Raw genomic sequence first — 14,799 nt, forward strand, 5'->3', positions numbered from 1 at the left:
TCGCCCGGCCTCGGGCCAGGATCCGACGAACACAAACCGGAAAACCAAAAAAAAATGGGCTGCACGGCCCAGCCCATTTTGCGACATCGCTCCGACCGCGCGCTTACGCGCCGCAAGATCCGAACGACCGCCTGTTCTGTTGTCGGAGGACTCGACCGGGAAACCAGCCTTTGGGCACGGATGCCGAAAGCCGCCTTTCAACCGGAAAACCCTCCCGCCATACACACCGGCCACTCCGCGCGTCCATCTGAACGCCGGAAACGGCCCCATCGCGCAAGGTGGATGAAACCGGTTCGAAAAGTGCCCTGTTCGCGCACTGAACCCTAAACGCGGTGCCTAGCCTGTAGATGTTAAGCCAAATCGGCCTTCTTTTCAAGCCAGCGCTCACCGCGCCTCGCGGACCGGTTTATCCGCGACCCCGGCGGGCCCGTCCGTTCGCCCCTCCCAGGAACCCCAGGTGGGACTCATGGGCCGAGGCGCCGCGGGGCTGGCGATCCTCGCCGGTACCGCGACCAGGCCCCTTGCCCGCCTTGGCGCCATTGCCGCCCTTGGCCGGCCGGCCCCGCTGGGCACGGCCACCAGCAGCCGCCCCCGCCTCGGCCTTGCGGCCCTCGGGCCGGCCACCAGCCGGACGGCCCTGACCCGGGCCCTGGCCTTGCCCCGGGCTTTTCTTGCCGCGCTTTCGCTCGGGAGCGCCGGCACGCTCGGCGGCCCTGTGCGGATGCCCGTTGGGCAAACCTCCCGCGAAGCTCTGGCCCGTACCATACGGATCGGAGGGAAAACTCTGCCCCACCCCCGGCGCGGCGGACTTGCCACCCTGGATACGGCCCTTGCGGCCGACTCGGGCGCCATGCATGCCGTTCTGCTCCAGCGTGCCGAAACCCGGCGGCAGCGCGGCCTCGTGCGAGGCGGGCTGCGTGCTGCGCCGTCCCCGGCGCCCATCTTCTTCGTCATCCGCGCGCACCAGGCCCAATTGGACCTGCAACGCGGTCACCAGCGCGGAATCGAGTTCCTCCCAGCGCCCGCGGCGCAGGTTGCGCGGCAGGGAAATGTCGCCGAAGCGGGTGCGCAACAGCCGGCTCACCACCACGCCCTGCGATTCGAACATGCGCCGCACTTCGCGGTTGCGGCCTTCCTGCAACGTGACGCGATACCAGCGATTGCTGCCATCCCCCCCCAGGTAGTCCAGGGTGCCGAAAGCAGCCATGCCGTCATCCAGCTGGACGCCCTCGACCAGCACCCTGCGCTGGTCCTCGGTCATCTCGCCCAGCACGCGCACCGCGTATTCGCGCTCCTGCCCGTAGCGGGGATGCATCAGGCGGTTGGCAAGATCGCCGGACGTCGTGAAGATCAGCAGGCCCTCGGTGTTCAGATCCAGGCGGCCGATGGATAGCCATTTACCGTTCTTGATCTTGGGCAACCGCGAAAACACCGTGGCGCGCCCCTCCGGGTCATCCTGGGTGACGATCTCGCCCGCCGGCTTGTGATACAGCACGACCCGCGGCGGACGCGAGGTATGCCGGCGCTGGACCAGCTTCCCGTTCACGCGCACCTGGTCATTGGCCGCCACGCGTTGGCCGATGTGGGCCGGCTCGCCGTTGACCGATACGCGGCCGGCGACGATGAGTTCTTCCATTTCCCGACGCGACCCGATGCCGGCGTCGGCCAGCACCTTGTGCAGCTTGGGCATCACGGCCTCGCTGGACAGGTACTTGCCCAGGCGGCGCTTGAGATCGGGAGCCTTGTCGAGGTAAGACAGCGCCTGGTCGGCCTCTTTCTCGGCCGCGCGCAGTTCCTCGGGACTCAGTTCAGGCAGATCCAGCCCGGCGCTTTCGGCATCGGCCTGGACGCCCACCTCGCGGCGCTTCTGGCCCGCGCGCCGCTGCTGCGGCGGCTTTGCAGTCTTGGCACCCCGGGCGCCCTTGGCGTCCTTGGCATCCTGGGGATTCTTCGCTTCACGCGGCTTGCGGCGCTGCGGCCTGGCTTCGTCGGGGAACAGGGACGCCTGCCCGCCTTCGGCGGCGGGCGCCTCGGCCGGGGCGCCTGCCTCCGGCGCTGCTTCATCTGCCGGACGGCGACGACGGAAAGGCGTACGCAAATTCCGCCGGCCCCGGGCCTTTTCCTGCGCGGGCGCACCTGCCTCCAACGGAGCGGACGCCTCCACGCTCTCGGCGGGGGGCATATCGTGCGTAGTTTCGTTCATGTATGGTCTTGGTTGCTTGTCTTCGTAACCGAGGACTCATCGTCCTCGACGCTCGGCGCCGGCTCGGCGTCGGGCACTTGCATATCGGTTTCCAGGCGGCCTTCGGGCTCGTAGGCAACCGCCTCGGCGGCCTGGGTTTCGGCCGGGACTTCATCCACCCCGGCGCCATGGAGGCCACCTTCCCCGGCGGCCACGCCTCCGGCGACGGCCGCTTCTTCAACGACGGCCATTTCTTCTGCGGTGGCCACTTCTTCTGCGATGGCCACTTCTTCCACAACGGCCACGCCCTCGATGCCGCCGAGCTCGGCAGCGGCCTCAAGGACATCGGCGGCCGCCTCGTCATTGGCCGCCTCGCCCTCGTCCGGGATATCCTGTCCGCCCCCTTCCACCGCCAGGGACAGATCCCCGGACCCGTCCAGCCCGCTCAACGCGGCCACGGACTCGGCGGACTCCAGCGGCGGCAATTCGTCCAGCGCCTTCAGCCCCAGGTCATCCAGAAAATGACGCGTCGTGCCGAACAGCGCCGGGCGACCGGGCGCGTCGCGATGGCCGATCACCTCGATCCAGCCGCGGTCCTCGAGGGTCTTGACGACCTGCGAGGACACCGTCACTCCACGGATTTCCTCGATGTCGCCGCGCGTGACGGGCTGCCTGTAGGCCACGATGGCCAGCGTTTCCATGACGGCGCGCGAATACTTCGGCGGCCGCTCGGGGTTGAGCCGCTCCAGGTAGGGCCGCATGGCGGACCGGCTCTGGAAGCGCCAACCGCTGGCCAGCGCGACGAGTTCGATACCGCGCTCGGCCCATGACTGGTGAATGTCCTGCAACAGGCCGCGTATCGTATCGTTGCCGACTTCGTCGGCGAACAGCTTGCGCAGTTCCGACAATTGCAACGGTTCCTGCGCGCACAAGAGCGCAGTCTCCAGCACGAGCCTTGCCTCGCTGGTGTTCATGAGCGTGTGATCAAACGGGCGTAATCCGTATGGTTCCCAATACGGGTTCTGATTCTTAGAGCATGCGGCCTGGACGACCGGCTCGACCTTCCGGGCGAGCTGGCGGAGTTCTACGTTATGCTGAACCGGCCTGTGATGATGCGGGAGCGTTTTGGGTGCCGGGTTCGTGACCACCGGCAAGACCGGGCCGCGCCTTGTCGGCGCGGGCGCAAGCCCCTGCAGCGGTTCTTAGTGTAGCGTCTGCACGCGCTTGTCACAAGCCTCCCGGACAAACCTCCCCCTCGCCATCAATCAGGGCACCTCTTTCATTGCCTCCATGCCTGCCTCCCGACTCTGGAACTCCGCCTACTTTCTTCTCGTCACCACCGTGCTGCTCTGGTCGGGCAATTTCATCGTGGGGCGCGCGGCCGGCGGCACCGTCCCGCCCATCGCGCTCGCCTTCTGGCGCTGGGCCGGCGGCACGCTGATCCTGCTGCTGCTGGCGCGCCGGCATTGGCGAGCCGACCTGCCGGTCATCCGGCGGCACGTGCCGATACTGCTCCTGCTGTCGCTGCTGGGCATCGCCGGCTTCAACACGCTGATCTACATCGGACTGAGGCAGACGACCGCGGTCAACGCCCTGCTGATGCAGTCCGCCATCCCGATGGTGACGCTGCTGTTCTCGTTCCTGCTGCTGGGCCAGCGCGCGTCGCTGCCGCAGATCGCCGGCGTGGCGATATCCCTGGCGGGCATCGCCGCCATCGCCACCCGCGGCCGCCCGCAAGACCTCCTCGCACTCGCGCTCAATCCCGGGGACGCGTGGATCGTCGCCGCGGTCGCGGTCTGGGGCATGTACACCACCCTCCTGACCCGGCGCCCCGCCATCCATCCGCTCAGTCTCCTGACCGCCACGTTCCTGATGGGCACGTTGATGCTGCTGCCGCTTTACCTGTACGACTACGCACAAGGCACGCGCATCGAGGCCGGCCTGCCGGCCGTGCTGGCCATCGCCTACGTGATCCTGCTGCCCGGCATCGTCGCCAACTTCTTCTACAACCGCGGCGTGGAACTGATCGGCGCGGGCCCCGCGAGCCTCTTCATCCACCTGATGCCGGTGTTCGGCACGCTGCTCGCGGTCGCCTTCCTGGACGAGCGGATCCACCTCTTCCACCTGGCCGGCATCGGCCTGATCGCGACCGGCATCGCGCTGGCGACCACCGCTCGACGGCGCGCCGCGGCACGGCCATCGCCATGACAGGGAAGCGCCGGCGCCTGGCCGGCGCGCGGCTATGCGCGGAAGTCGCCGGTCCCGAGCTGGACGATTCCACTGGTGGGCGTGCCAGCCGTTTCCGCCGCCGCGGTCAGGATCTCGTGCCGGCCCCGGTGGAACGCGGCCAGCAAGGCATCGGCGGACATGTCCAGAGCGCCGAAATGCTCGCACAGCACATCGGCTGAAATTTCGAACTCCTGGGATTTGCGGCCCTCGAACCGGGCGGTGAAACGAACGGCGCCGTCCAGCACGGCGGGCCGGACTTCCCTGGCAAGCTCCGTGGTCATAAGCCTGTCTCCGATAGTCTGAACCAGCGGCCGTCCCTGGCGACGGCCGCTTCGCGCATCGCGATCCCTGACTCTAGGCCCAATGGCCGCCTGCGTCCACTCCACGCTGGAAACACGATGCGTAAGCCTCACCCTTGCCCGGCTTGCGCCGGCGCAACGTTTCATTGCATGTACCGCGCGCGCCCGGCACAATCGCGGCTTTGCCGCATCGGCATCTCGCGCTTGTCAAGGAAATCCGCATGGCCATGCTGGGTCTGAGGGGTAAATCGCTGCTGGCCCTGCTGTTCGCCTGCGCCGTGGCACTGGTGCCGGCGGCGCTGCTGGCCTGGCAGGGCATCAACGCCGTCAGGGAATATTTCGGCGTCGCCTACGCCCGCAATCACACCCTGCTGAGCGAACAGAAACTGCTGGCCCCCGTCATGCGCGAACTGGCGCTGGCCCAGCGCATGGCCAGTTCGACGCTGACCCTGGACTGGATGCGCGACCCGACGGATCCCGAAAAACGCCGCCGCTTCTTCCGGGAAGCCCAAGGCTACCAGCGCGACTTCCGCGACCATTCCTATTTCGTCATCGACGGCACGCCTTCGTACTATTACAACGACGACAGGGGCCCCACGGTCGAAACACCGCGCTACACACTGAAACGTTCGGACCCCAAGGACGCCTGGTTCTTCTCCACCATGCAGGACAGCGCGCCCTATGACCTGCAGATCGACGTCAACCCCGTCCTGGGCTTGACCAAGTTCTGGTTCAACGTACAGGTGCGCGACGGCGGGGAGCGCCTGGGCATGATAGGCACGGGCCTGGACCTGACCACCTTCCTCAAGGGCTTCATGGAAGGCCTGGAGCCCGGCGTCACCTCCATCATCTTCGACCGCCAGGGCAACATCCAGGTCCACCCCGACCCCACGCGCATCGCCTACAAATCCATGACTCCCGAGGAAACCGCCCAGCGCACGGTCCAGGGACTCGTGCCCCGGGACGCCGAGCGCGCCCAGCTGCGGCAGGCCATGGCCGACGCCCTGGCCAGGCCCGGCGATGCCATCCCACTGTTCGCCACGCTCAATGGCGCGAAATCGGCCGTCGCGCTGGTCTACCTGCCCGAACTGCGGTGGTACGTCATGACGTCGGTGGACCTGGGCATCACACGCATCGTCAACTACCAGTGGCTGGTGCCGGCCCTGCTGGCGCTGGCCGCCGTCCTGTTCCTGCTGCTCCTGGGCTTCGGCTACGCGGTCGACCGGCTGATGCTGGCTCCCCTGCGGCGGCTGCAGCATACGGCCCAGGCGATATCGGCCGGCCGCTACGACGTCACCCTGCCCGTGGGCGGCAGCGACGAGATCGGCGAACTGAGCCGGGCCTTCGGCGTCATGGCCGAAAAAGTCCGCTCGCACACCGCGGAACTGGAGCAGCGGGTACGCGAGCGCACCCAGGCACTGGAAGAAGCCAACCAGCGCATGGCCGCCACCCACAAGACCATCGACGATTCCATCGACTACGCCAGCCTGATCCAGCGGGCGATCCTGCCCGACCGCCAGTTGGTGCAATCTCTCGGGCGGCACCATTTTGTGTTGTGGAAACCACGCGACGTGGTGGGCGGCGACTTCTACGTATTCCGGGCCGACGGCGACAACTGCCTGCTGGGCGTGGTCGATTGCGCCGGCCACGGCGTCGCGGGCGCGCTCATGACCATGCTGGCCCGCGCCGCCATCGACCACGCCATCGCCGAGGCCGGGCCGGGCGATCCGGCCGCCATCCTGACCCGCACGGACGCGGCCATGCGGGCCATGCTGAGCGACGCCGAACTGCCGCGCGCGCTGGCGACCAACATGGACGCGGCCCTGGTCTACGTCGACCGGCAAGCTGGACAGTTGCGCTTCGCCGGCGCGAAAATGACACTCTATGCCAGCAGCGGCACCGCCGTCGAGGAATACAAGGGCGCCCGCCGCGCCTTGGGTGAAAAGCGCGTCGGCGAATACGCCAATGTCACGCTACCCCTGGCCGACCGCACGTTCTACCTCGTCACCGATGGCCTGCTGGACCAATCCGGGGGAGAGCATGGCTTCAGCTTCGGGAATCGCCGCCTGGTCGACCTGCTGCAATCGGTGGCCGGGCTGCCGCTGGACCAGCAGGCCCGCGCCGTCACCCAGGCGTTGGTAGACTACCAGGGCCGCCAACCGCAGCGCGACGATATCACCGTCATGTCATTCAAATTCGAACAGGCCAACCTTAACGCGGAGTCATGATGGATTCGACCGACCTTTTCGCCATGCGCGAAAGCTTCACCCGCGACCGCATCATGCTGTGTTTCAACGGCCCCATTTCGCGCAGCCTGATCGAGGAAATCGGCAATGCGCTGCGCAACTACCTGCAGGCGGAGCAGGTGCAACCCTCGGCGGCCATGGATGTATTCGGCGCATACATCGAAATGACGCAGAATATCCGGCACTATGCCAGCGCCCAGGGCTATGCCGAGCACGAAGCCACGGCCACGGTCATCGTCGCCAACAAGGAAGATGGCCGCCATGTCGTGTCGGCCGGGAATGTGGTCGAAATCGCCGACGGCCACTCGCTGCTCGAACGGATCAACATCCTGGCCCACCAGGACAAGGCCCAGCTCAAGGCCGGCTACAAGGAACAATTGCGCAAGCCGCGCGAGGCGGGCGTCAGCAGCGGCTCGGGCCTGGGCCTGATCGACATCGCCCGCAAGGCCAGCGAGCCGCTCCGCGCCTCGCTGCGGGAAATCGACGCCGGCCGGGCGTTCTTCAGCCTGAGCGCCGTCATCTAGCAAACGAGTACCAGCATCATGAGCAACCTCTCCATTACAGGCAGCCAGTCCACCCCCGCCATTTCCGGCGACTGGAACGCCGGCATCCTGACCATGACCGGCGACTCCTACCCGGAAAACTCCTTCGACCTCTTCAACCAGGTCATCGACTGGGTCGAGCACTTCCTGGCCGACGGCAAACGCCCGTTGTCGCTGGAACTGCACCTGCTCTACCTGAACACCAGCAGCGTCCGCGCGATCATGGACGTGTTCGACCTGCTGGACGACGCCCATGCCGAGGGCCACCCGGTCTCGGTCAACTGGCATTACGATAGGCGAAACGAACGCGTGGCCGAACTGGCGGAGGAATTCAAGGAAGACTGCAGCTTTCCTTTCGCCATCGTCGCCCACGACTGAGCTGCACGACCATGAAACGCGACATCGAGGACCTCGGCCGGCGCATCGAGCAGTTGCTGGCCCAACCGGAGTATCGGGACCACCCGCTGCGCGAGGCCCTGGACGAAGTCTGGCGCGCCCTCCTCGACCAGACGACCCGCCTGGACCGGGTCACCCATATCTCCGACGGCTATCAGTCCCTGTCCAAGGAGCGCGAGAACGACCTGGACGAACGTTTCCAGAAGCAATTGCGCAAGCTGGAGAAGCTGGCCCGCATCTCGGACCACTACCAGCGCATGATGCAGGACCTGAACGTCGCGCTGAGCGATGCCTCCAACCGCGATGTGCTGACCGGCCTGGCCAACCGCCGGCACCTGATGCACCGGCTGAAGGAAGAAAGCGAGCGCGCCTCGCGCTCGGGCCTGCCGTATACGATCGCCATGCTGGACATCGACCATTTCAAGCGCATCAACGACACGCTGGGGCATGCCGCCGGCGACCGCGCCCTGATCGAAGTCGGCCGCATCCTGCAGAGCTCCCTGCGCGAATACGACCTGTGCGGACGCTGGGGCGGGGAAGAGTTCATGCTGATCATGCCCGGAACGACCCTGGTGTCGGCCCATGCCCTCGCACAGCGGGTGTGCAAGAGCATCCGCGAACAGGCCGGCGAGCCGCAAGCCGGCCAATCCATCAGCGCCAGCGTGGGCATCAGCGCCTACCGCCACGGCGAACACTACTCCGATGCCGTCGAACGCGCGGACGCAGCCCTGCTCGAGGCCAAGCGCCGGGGCCGCGACTGCATCATGCTGTCCGAGGCCTGAAGCCCCGCGCGACCGCCTGCGGGCACCGGAATACGACCACGAGGCGCGAGCCTCTATAATCGTGCCGCGGCCCGCCTGGACGGCGCCGCGAAGCCGGACACCACGATCCGGCAGAGCTGGAGGAGGCTCAGTTTCAACGGGCCATCGATGCACATCCAGCCTTTCCTCCTGTTTCCCGCTCTTCGCCACCCCGCCTCGCGCAGTTTCGCGCTGAGACTGGCGGCCGCCTCGATACTGGCGATGGCGACGGCGACCGCCTTCTCCATCGCCAACCCCTGGTGGGCGGCCATGGCCGTCTGGATGATAGGCCAGCCCACGCGCGGGCTGCTGCTCGAGCGCAGCCTGATGCAGTTGCTCGGCACCCTGGCCGGCGGCCTGGCGGCCGTCGGGCTGACCGCGCTGACGGGCGACGCCCCGGCCCTGTTGCTCACCGCGCTGTGCGTATGGATGGGCCTGTGCTGCGGCGCCAGCAACCTGCTGCGACACCAGCGCGCCTACGGCGCGGCCCTGTGCGGACTGACCACCGCCGTCATCGTCGTGTTGACAGCCGGCACGCCGCTCGACACCGCCGCCTTCGCGGCGGCGCGCGTGCTCGACAACATGATAGGCATCGCCGCATCGCTGCTCGTCATCGCGCTATGGAACCCGCCCTCTCCGGCGACCGCCCTGCTGGAGAAGACCCGCAGCCTGCTCTGCGCGACGGTGGGCCATGCCGCCCGCCTGCTCGGGCCGGGCCAAATACCGGATACCGCGCCAGGCGCTCGCAGGCTCGTGGCCGCGCTGGCCGAACTGGAAGCCACCGCCGAGGACGCCACGGCCGGATCCCTGTCCCAGCGCCGCCGGCTCAAGCCCATGCGCGGCCTGTTGGCGGGACTGCTCGACCTGATCGCCATCATGCCGGCGCTGCGCCAACACGCTCGGGCACTGGCCCCGAGCCACGCGGAAGACCTGGAGCAATTGCGGGCCAGCCTGGACGACCTGGCCGAGACCATCCAGGCGGGGCGCGGATCCTCGCTGGCCATCGTGCGTACCGCGACCCGCCGCCTGCGCGGCGCCGATCCGCTGTTCGATACCTGCCTGGACGAATTCGAACAGGCGCTGGCGACCATTGCCGCGAGCTACCGGAACATGGCGGCGACCCTGCCGGAACCCGCCCCGTCGCCCACCATCATCCATCCTGATATCGCCGGTATGCGCGTCGCCGCCTGGCGCGGCGTGGCCATCTCGGCGCTTGCGGCGGGGGCGTGGCTGGCATCCGGCTGGGAGCCCCTGCGCTACCTGATGCTGGGCGCGTGCATCTTCACCGCCCTCTTCGCCTCGGTCGACGAACCGGTGCCGCTCATGCGGCGCGTACTGGCCGGCGCGACCGCGGCCGCGGTCGCGGCCTTTGCGTGGCGCGTAGGCGTCGCTCCCGTCGTGCCCCATCCCTGGCTGTCACTGGCCCTGGCCTCGCCCCTCATCCTGGCCGCGGCCACGGCGCAGGCGCATCGCGGCACGGCCTTCATCGGCCTGGCCTTCAACATGCTGTTCGCGGTGCTGGCGCAGCCGGTCAATACCGAGCCGGCCGAACCCATGGCGCTGCTCACGGTCGAGCTCATGTTGCTGGCAGGCATCGCATGCAGCTACGCCGCCTACCGGTGGCTGATCCCGATGACCACCCTGCGCCGCCGCCGGCACCTCCATCACGCCATACGCGCCGAGATCGCCACCCTCGCGCAACGGGCCGACACGCCAGCGCGCGCGGCACGCCACCTCGCCCGCCTGCGCTTCCTGATCCTGGCACTGATCGCACGCTCCGGCACGGAAACCGCCACCGCCGACGGCGCGTTGGCGGCCCTGTCCCTGGGACACGCGCTCGCGCGCATGGGTCATCTGCTCGACCGGCGGCCCGATGCGCCGGAAGCACCGTGGATAGGACAGGCCCTGCACGCGATCAGCAAACCGCTGGCCGTGCCGCACGACGCCGGCGCAACGCTGCAGAACTACGCCAACCGGGCCCGCAAGGGGAACACCTCCGCCGCGGTGCCCGCCGCCCGCTGGCTGGAGGAAGCGGCGGAACACCTGACCGAGCACACGGCCTTCTTCCGCTCGCAGCCTGCGAGGGCATGGGCGCAGCGAGTCGAGGATCGCCCTTCCTCCCACGCACGGGACGGCAGGAAGCGCGTCTGAACGCACCTGCCCACGGTCCAGTTTGCATTGGGAAGATGACAGGGATATAATCTTTTTCTCAGACGCGGGGTGGAGCAGTCTGGCAGCTCGTCGGGCTCATAACCCGAAGGTCACAGGTTCAAATCCTGTCCCCGCAACCAGACAAATCAAGGGCTTATCGAACATCGATAAGCCCTTGTGCATTTGGCGCCAGCCAAGCGCAGCCAATCCGCGCGGCGTCCGCCGCAAGCCCTCCCCCTCGCGCACGCATCGTCCACACTCGGCGGAACGCCGACGCCCCGGAAGGGGCCGGTCACGCCTGCGCACGCTGCCCATCCACGGGCAGCGCGGCCCCGGCCATACTCAGCCTGCGTTCTCTACTGATACATTCGCGCAATCCGGTCTGTCCACGTTCTTTCCCTGACCAAGATGCCATTCTGTCGCAAGACCTTGGTGAAGGTGACGTGAAAATACGAAGCATCCGATTCGATCAGCGCCTTGGTGGAGAGATCTATTTCATTGCTCGCGATCTTGAACACGTTTCTGCGCTCGCCCTGGTAGCTGGCGTCGGCGGGCGTGGCGTCCTTGACGTCCCAACGGTACGATTCGCTGGAATAGTATTTGTTGCCTCGAATGGTCCAGGCAATGTCGCTGGAAGTCGAGAAGCTCGAAGTACCGGTCGTTTCGTCACGCTCACTGCTGAAAACCGGGCCGTTCTTTTCCAGCTCTTCGCCGAACGGCGCAACGTCGCTGGGCTCCGGCTCGGGTAGCACGCAGGTTTGATCCGCGCCGCTTGCCACCGGCACGGTCGGCAATTCGACCCATGTGTCATGGCCCAGCAAAAGGCTCGTGGTGCCGGGCGTGGGACTGGGCCAGATCATGGGAAATTGGGCGTTGGCGACCGCCAGACGGATACGATGCCCCGGGTTGAAGCGCCACGTCGTGAAGTGGATCGAGGTAGCCAGCGTGGTCGGTTCACCCGGTATCAGCGCCTCGGGCGCAAGCCGCGAGAACCGCTGCGATGGATTGATGGCCGCGCCACTGACCAGTGACACCTTGCCATCCGGGGCAACGTCTTCCAGGCGCACCGTCCACTGATAAAAAGGCGCATCCGCCGCCACGCGCAAGCGCACCTGCGGCATCCCCATGATGTCCACGGCTTCGGTCAAGGGGGCTGAATCGTAGACCAGGCTGTGGGCGTCGTCCGCCGCCATGTCTCCTGTCTGCTCGCCCCACCAGCCGCCAGCCCCCATCCCGGCCCCCGCGCGATAGAGCAAGCTCTGGATATCCCCCGGCATCGAAGGCGTCTTGGTCAATTGTTGTGCGGTATGCGGATAAAGACGCTGGGAACTGCTGCCATCCACCGGCCATTGCTTGTGACAGCGCCAAAACCCGGGGACGTTCTTCAGGTCGGTGGCTGGCGGGTGCCCGGTGCGCATGAACGTCGTCCAGCGGGGCTCATTCAGGACGCCATTGTCGATTCCCTTGAGCCAGTAATCCCACCAGCGCAGGGCTTTCTGCCGCCACTCGTAGTTGGGGCCGGGCACGCCGTATTCCGGCCAAGCGTGGTTCCATGGCCCGATCTCGGCGATGACGGGAGCCTTGGAAGTTCTGCTGACGTCCATGACGAAATCACGATAGCCGTCCAGCAAGCCGCCGATCAGATAAGCGGGAACTTCCAGCGGCGCCCTGAATTTTATGGACTCCTTGCGCCAGAAATCGCTGTCCTGTTGCTGACGCAGCCAGGTGAATATCCAGGGCTCCTGGTCGAATCGATCCCGGAAATACGCTTCGTCGATCCGATAGTCCGGACTCCGCGGCATGGCGTTATCGGTATCAATCTGATGCGCATAGGAGTCTATGTGCAATGCACCGTCGATGTAATGGACATCGTTGTAGAAAAGATCGGTCGAACCATGCGCGGCAATGATGGCCTTGAGCGCGGCGGGTTTCCTGTGAGCCGTCATCAGGGAATTGAACGCGCTCCACGAGAGGCCGTACATTCCCACGTTGCCATTGGACCAGCTTTTCCGGGACAGCTTCGCGATCAGTTCCTCGGCGTCGGAAATCTCCGCTTCGGAATATTCGCTGGCGGGGATGCCGCCCTCGCTTCCGCCGGTTCCGCGCACGTCCACCCTTGCAACGACATAACCACGCTTGGCGAAATAGGCACCATATTCATAATCCCCCAGAGCGAAGAAATCGTCCTTGCGATAGGGCAGCATCTCCATGATCACCGGGAAGGTTTCTCCAACCCTCTTGGCCGACGGGCGATAGTACGTCACGGCCAACCGCACGCCATCCCGCATTTCAAGCGTGTCGTTCTCCAGCGAAAATTCATAATCCCTGTTTTCCGCATCTCCGGAGCAGCCAATTGCTCCGCATATCAATAGAAAACAGATTGCCAGTTTTTTCATGGCTTGTGGACTCCCCATCCTCGGACGTGCTTGGCTGTTGGAATTATCAATTTCGATTGTCAATGCAACCACCGCGAACAGCGGCGCATTCAACGGCCTGCATTCTGACAGATTCAGGAGGTTTGTTCAGGTATATCCCGGGCCGGTCAGGACTGAAAATACAGCGCGCCTCGCGGCCATGCAGCCGGATTTTCTCTTCATGGAAAAACCCGGCCCGGTCGTCCCCATTGCCAGCGGATTTTTCCGCGGCAAAATAAAACGGCCCCGACGCGATGCGATCGGGGCCGTTTTATTTTTTACCTTTGTCCAGGGGCTGTCGCCATACGGTCGGAACCATCCCTACGACCTGGCGCTCAATGTCAGCCGAAAAACGCGGTCAATACGGCGCATCGGCATTGCCGTGCCGATGAAAACAGGCAACGTAAATGCAAATGGCCTCGACGCGTACGCGATCGAGGCCATTTCTGTTTGGTTGCGGGGACAGGATTTGAACCTGTGACCTTCGGGTTATGAGCCCGACGAGCTGCCAGACTGCTCCACCCCGCGTCTGAGAAAAAGATTATACACGTATTGGCGTGCCCATGCCGGGACCGCCTGACTCAATCGACTCACGCCGCCAGCGCCACCTTCTCCCTCCCCTTCAATCCCAGCATTTCGCGCGCCTCGTCCGGCGTCGCGATCCCGAAGCCGAAGGACTCCAGGATCCCGCGTATCTTGCCCACCTGCTGGGCATTGGAGGTGGCCATCTCGCCCGGTCCGATGGACAGCGAGTCCTCCAGCCCCACCCTCACGTTGCCGCCCATCAGCGCGGCCTGGGTGACCAGCGGCATCTGGTGGCGGCCGGCGGCCAGGACGGACCATTGGTAGCCGTCGCCGAACAGTTTGTCGGCGATGCGTTTCATGTGTACGAGGTTCTCGGGATCGGCGCCTATGCCGCCCAGCACGCCCAGCACGAATTGCAGGAAGATCGGCCCTTGCACCAGGCCCCGGTCGACGAAATGCTTGAGGTTGTACAGGTGGCCGACGTCATAGCACTCGAACTCGAAACGGGTGCCATGCGCCCCGCCCAACCGTTCGAAGATGGTCTCTATATCGCCGAAGGTGTTGCGGAAGATGGCGTTGCGGGTCTTCTCCAGGTGCTCGCGTTCCCAGGGGAAGTCGAAGTCCTTCATCTTGTCCAGCACGGGGAACAAGGCGAAGTTCATCGATCCCATGTTGCACGAGGCCATCTCCGCGGAGGCGTCGATGGCGCCGGCCAGGCGCTGTTCGAGCGTCATGGTGTGCGAGCCGCCGGTGGTGATGTTGATGACGGCGTCCGTCTGCGCATGGATGCGTGGCAGGAATTGGCGGTAGACCTCGGGTTCGAACGCCGGCTTGCCGTCGGCCGCGTGACGGGCGTGCAGGTGCAGGATGGCCGCGCCGGCGCGCGCCGCGTCCACCGCCTGTTCGGCGATCTGGTCGGGCGTGATGGGCAGGTGCGGCGACATGCTGGGGGTGTGTACCGACCCGGTGACGGCGCAAGTGATGATGACTTTTCTGGGCACGAAGAGGCTCCTGG

12 protein-coding genes and 2 tRNA genes are annotated in these 14,799 nt (G+C 66.0%); 8 read left to right on the forward strand and 6 right to left on the reverse strand.

Going from position 1 to position 14,799, the window contains the following annotated elements; genetic code table 11:
• Window positions 1-406: 406 nt before the first annotated feature.
• The gene (gene rluB / locus AC1Q6E_RS20925) at window positions 407-2,098 is read right to left on the reverse strand and encodes a 23S rRNA pseudouridine(2605) synthase RluB (protein ID WP_492573452.1); all 1,692 of its coding nucleotides are present in this window, start codon (window positions 2,096-2,098) and stop codon (window positions 407-409) included.
• A 101-nt stretch (window positions 2,099-2,199) separates the two neighbouring features.
• The gene (gene scpB / locus AC1Q6E_RS20930) at window positions 2,200-3,156 is read right to left on the reverse strand and encodes an SMC-Scp complex subunit ScpB (protein ID WP_492573453.1); all 957 of its coding nucleotides are present in this window, start codon (window positions 3,154-3,156) and stop codon (window positions 2,200-2,202) included.
• A 316-nt stretch (window positions 3,157-3,472) separates the two neighbouring features.
• On the opposite strand from scpB, the gene AC1Q6E_RS20935 reads away from it, so the two are divergent.
• Window positions 3,473-4,390: a DMT family transporter gene (locus tag AC1Q6E_RS20935; RefSeq protein ID WP_152795833.1), complete on the forward strand. Its 918-nt coding sequence runs from the start codon at window positions 3,473-3,475 to the stop codon at window positions 4,388-4,390.
• A gap of 32 nt (window positions 4,391-4,422) precedes the next feature.
• On the opposite strand, the gene AC1Q6E_RS20940 is transcribed toward AC1Q6E_RS20935, so the two are convergent.
• The gene (locus AC1Q6E_RS20940) at window positions 4,423-4,692 is read right to left on the reverse strand and encodes a DUF1488 family protein (protein ID WP_152795835.1); all 270 of its coding nucleotides are present in this window, start codon (window positions 4,690-4,692) and stop codon (window positions 4,423-4,425) included.
• 239 nt (window positions 4,693-4,931) lie between these two features.
• Between AC1Q6E_RS20940 and siaA the strand changes: the two genes are divergently transcribed.
• The 6 genes from siaA to AC1Q6E_RS20970 all read left to right on the forward strand — a co-directional run bounded on the left by siaA (window position 4,932) and on the right by AC1Q6E_RS20970 (window position 10,985).
• Entirely contained in the window at window positions 4,932-6,938 is a 2,007-nt protein-coding gene (gene siaA / locus AC1Q6E_RS20945) for a biofilm regulation protein phosphatase SiaA (RefSeq protein ID WP_152795836.1), read from the forward strand.
• Complete coding sequence (siaB, locus tag AC1Q6E_RS20950) at window positions 6,938-7,480, forward strand: biofilm regulation protein kinase SiaB (protein ID WP_152797732.1); 543 nt, start codon at window positions 6,938-6,940, stop codon at window positions 7,478-7,480. The genes siaA and siaB overlap by 1 nt, the downstream gene beginning before the upstream one ends.
• Window positions 7,481-7,498: 18 nt before the next feature.
• Window positions 7,499-7,876 (forward strand): biofilm regulation phosphoprotein SiaC, encoded by a 378-nt coding sequence (gene siaC, locus AC1Q6E_RS20955; protein ID WP_152795838.1) that lies wholly within the window; start codon window positions 7,499-7,501, stop codon window positions 7,874-7,876.
• An 11-nt stretch (window positions 7,877-7,887) separates the two neighbouring features.
• Window positions 7,888-8,676: a biofilm regulation diguanylate cyclase SiaD gene (gene siaD / locus AC1Q6E_RS20960; RefSeq protein WP_152795840.1), complete on the forward strand. Its 789-nt coding sequence runs from the start codon at window positions 7,888-7,890 to the stop codon at window positions 8,674-8,676.
• Window positions 8,677-8,823: 147 nt separating this feature from the next.
• Window positions 8,824-10,845 (forward strand): FUSC family protein, encoded by a 2,022-nt coding sequence (locus tag AC1Q6E_RS20965; protein ID WP_492573456.1) that lies wholly within the window; start codon window positions 8,824-8,826, stop codon window positions 10,843-10,845.
• A gap of 63 nt (window positions 10,846-10,908) precedes the next feature.
• Window positions 10,909-10,985, forward strand: a tRNA-Met gene (locus AC1Q6E_RS20970).
• A 216-nt stretch (window positions 10,986-11,201) separates the two neighbouring features.
• Here AC1Q6E_RS20970 and AC1Q6E_RS20975 read toward each other — a convergent pair.
• Window positions 11,202-13,241 (reverse strand): CocE/NonD family hydrolase, encoded by a 2,040-nt coding sequence (locus AC1Q6E_RS20975; protein ID WP_492573457.1) that lies wholly within the window; start codon window positions 13,239-13,241, stop codon window positions 11,202-11,204.
• Here AC1Q6E_RS20975 and AC1Q6E_RS20980 point away from each other — a divergent pair.
• On the forward strand, window positions 13,240-13,740 hold the full coding sequence (locus AC1Q6E_RS20980; RefSeq protein ID WP_296559039.1) for a hypothetical protein: 501 nt from the start codon (window positions 13,240-13,242) through the stop codon (window positions 13,738-13,740). The two genes, AC1Q6E_RS20975 and AC1Q6E_RS20980, sit on opposite strands and share 2 nt — an antisense overlap.
• On the opposite strand, the gene AC1Q6E_RS20985 is transcribed toward AC1Q6E_RS20980, so the two are convergent.
• Window positions 13,711-13,787, reverse strand: a tRNA-Met gene (locus AC1Q6E_RS20985). The two genes, AC1Q6E_RS20980 and AC1Q6E_RS20985, sit on opposite strands and share 30 nt — an antisense overlap.
• A gap of 62 nt (window positions 13,788-13,849) precedes the next feature.
• The gene (gene kce, locus AC1Q6E_RS20990) at window positions 13,850-14,785 is read right to left on the reverse strand and encodes a 3,5-dioxohexanoate:acetyl-CoA acetone transferase (protein ID WP_296559043.1); all 936 of its coding nucleotides are present in this window, start codon (window positions 14,783-14,785) and stop codon (window positions 13,850-13,852) included.
• Window positions 14,786-14,799: the final 14 nt, after the last annotated feature.

It is taken from the genome of Pigmentiphaga sp. MLSB6-MA01, assembly GCF_058793475.1.

What these genes read in the sequence shown, in the direction of transcription:
- scpB (WP_492573453.1), bottom strand. Translation starts at nt 3,156, where the DNA reads ATGAACACCAGCGAGGCAAGGCTCGTGCTGGAGACTGCGCTCTTGTGC.
- AC1Q6E_RS20935 (WP_152795833.1), top strand. Translation starts at nt 3,473, where the DNA reads ATGCCTGCCTCCCGACTCTGGAACTCCGCCTACTTTCTTCTCGTCACC.
- AC1Q6E_RS20940 (WP_152795835.1), bottom strand. Translation starts at nt 4,692, where the DNA reads ATGACCACGGAGCTTGCCAGGGAAGTCCGGCCCGCCGTGCTGGACGGC.
- siaA (WP_152795836.1), top strand. Translation starts at nt 4,932, where the DNA reads ATGGCCATGCTGGGTCTGAGGGGTAAATCGCTGCTGGCCCTGCTGTTC.
- siaB (WP_152797732.1), top strand. Translation starts at nt 6,938, where the DNA reads ATGGATTCGACCGACCTTTTCGCCATGCGCGAAAGCTTCACCCGCGAC.
- siaC (WP_152795838.1), top strand. Translation starts at nt 7,499, where the DNA reads ATGAGCAACCTCTCCATTACAGGCAGCCAGTCCACCCCCGCCATTTCC.
- siaD (WP_152795840.1), top strand. Translation starts at nt 7,888, where the DNA reads ATGAAACGCGACATCGAGGACCTCGGCCGGCGCATCGAGCAGTTGCTG.
- AC1Q6E_RS20965 (WP_492573456.1), top strand. Translation starts at nt 8,824, where the DNA reads ATGCACATCCAGCCTTTCCTCCTGTTTCCCGCTCTTCGCCACCCCGCC.
- AC1Q6E_RS20980 (WP_296559039.1), top strand. Translation starts at nt 13,240, where the DNA reads ATGGCTTGTGGACTCCCCATCCTCGGACGTGCTTGGCTGTTGGAATTA.
- AC1Q6E_RS20975 (WP_492573457.1), bottom strand. Translation starts at nt 13,241, where the DNA reads ATGAAAAAACTGGCAATCTGTTTTCTATTGATATGCGGAGCAATTGGC.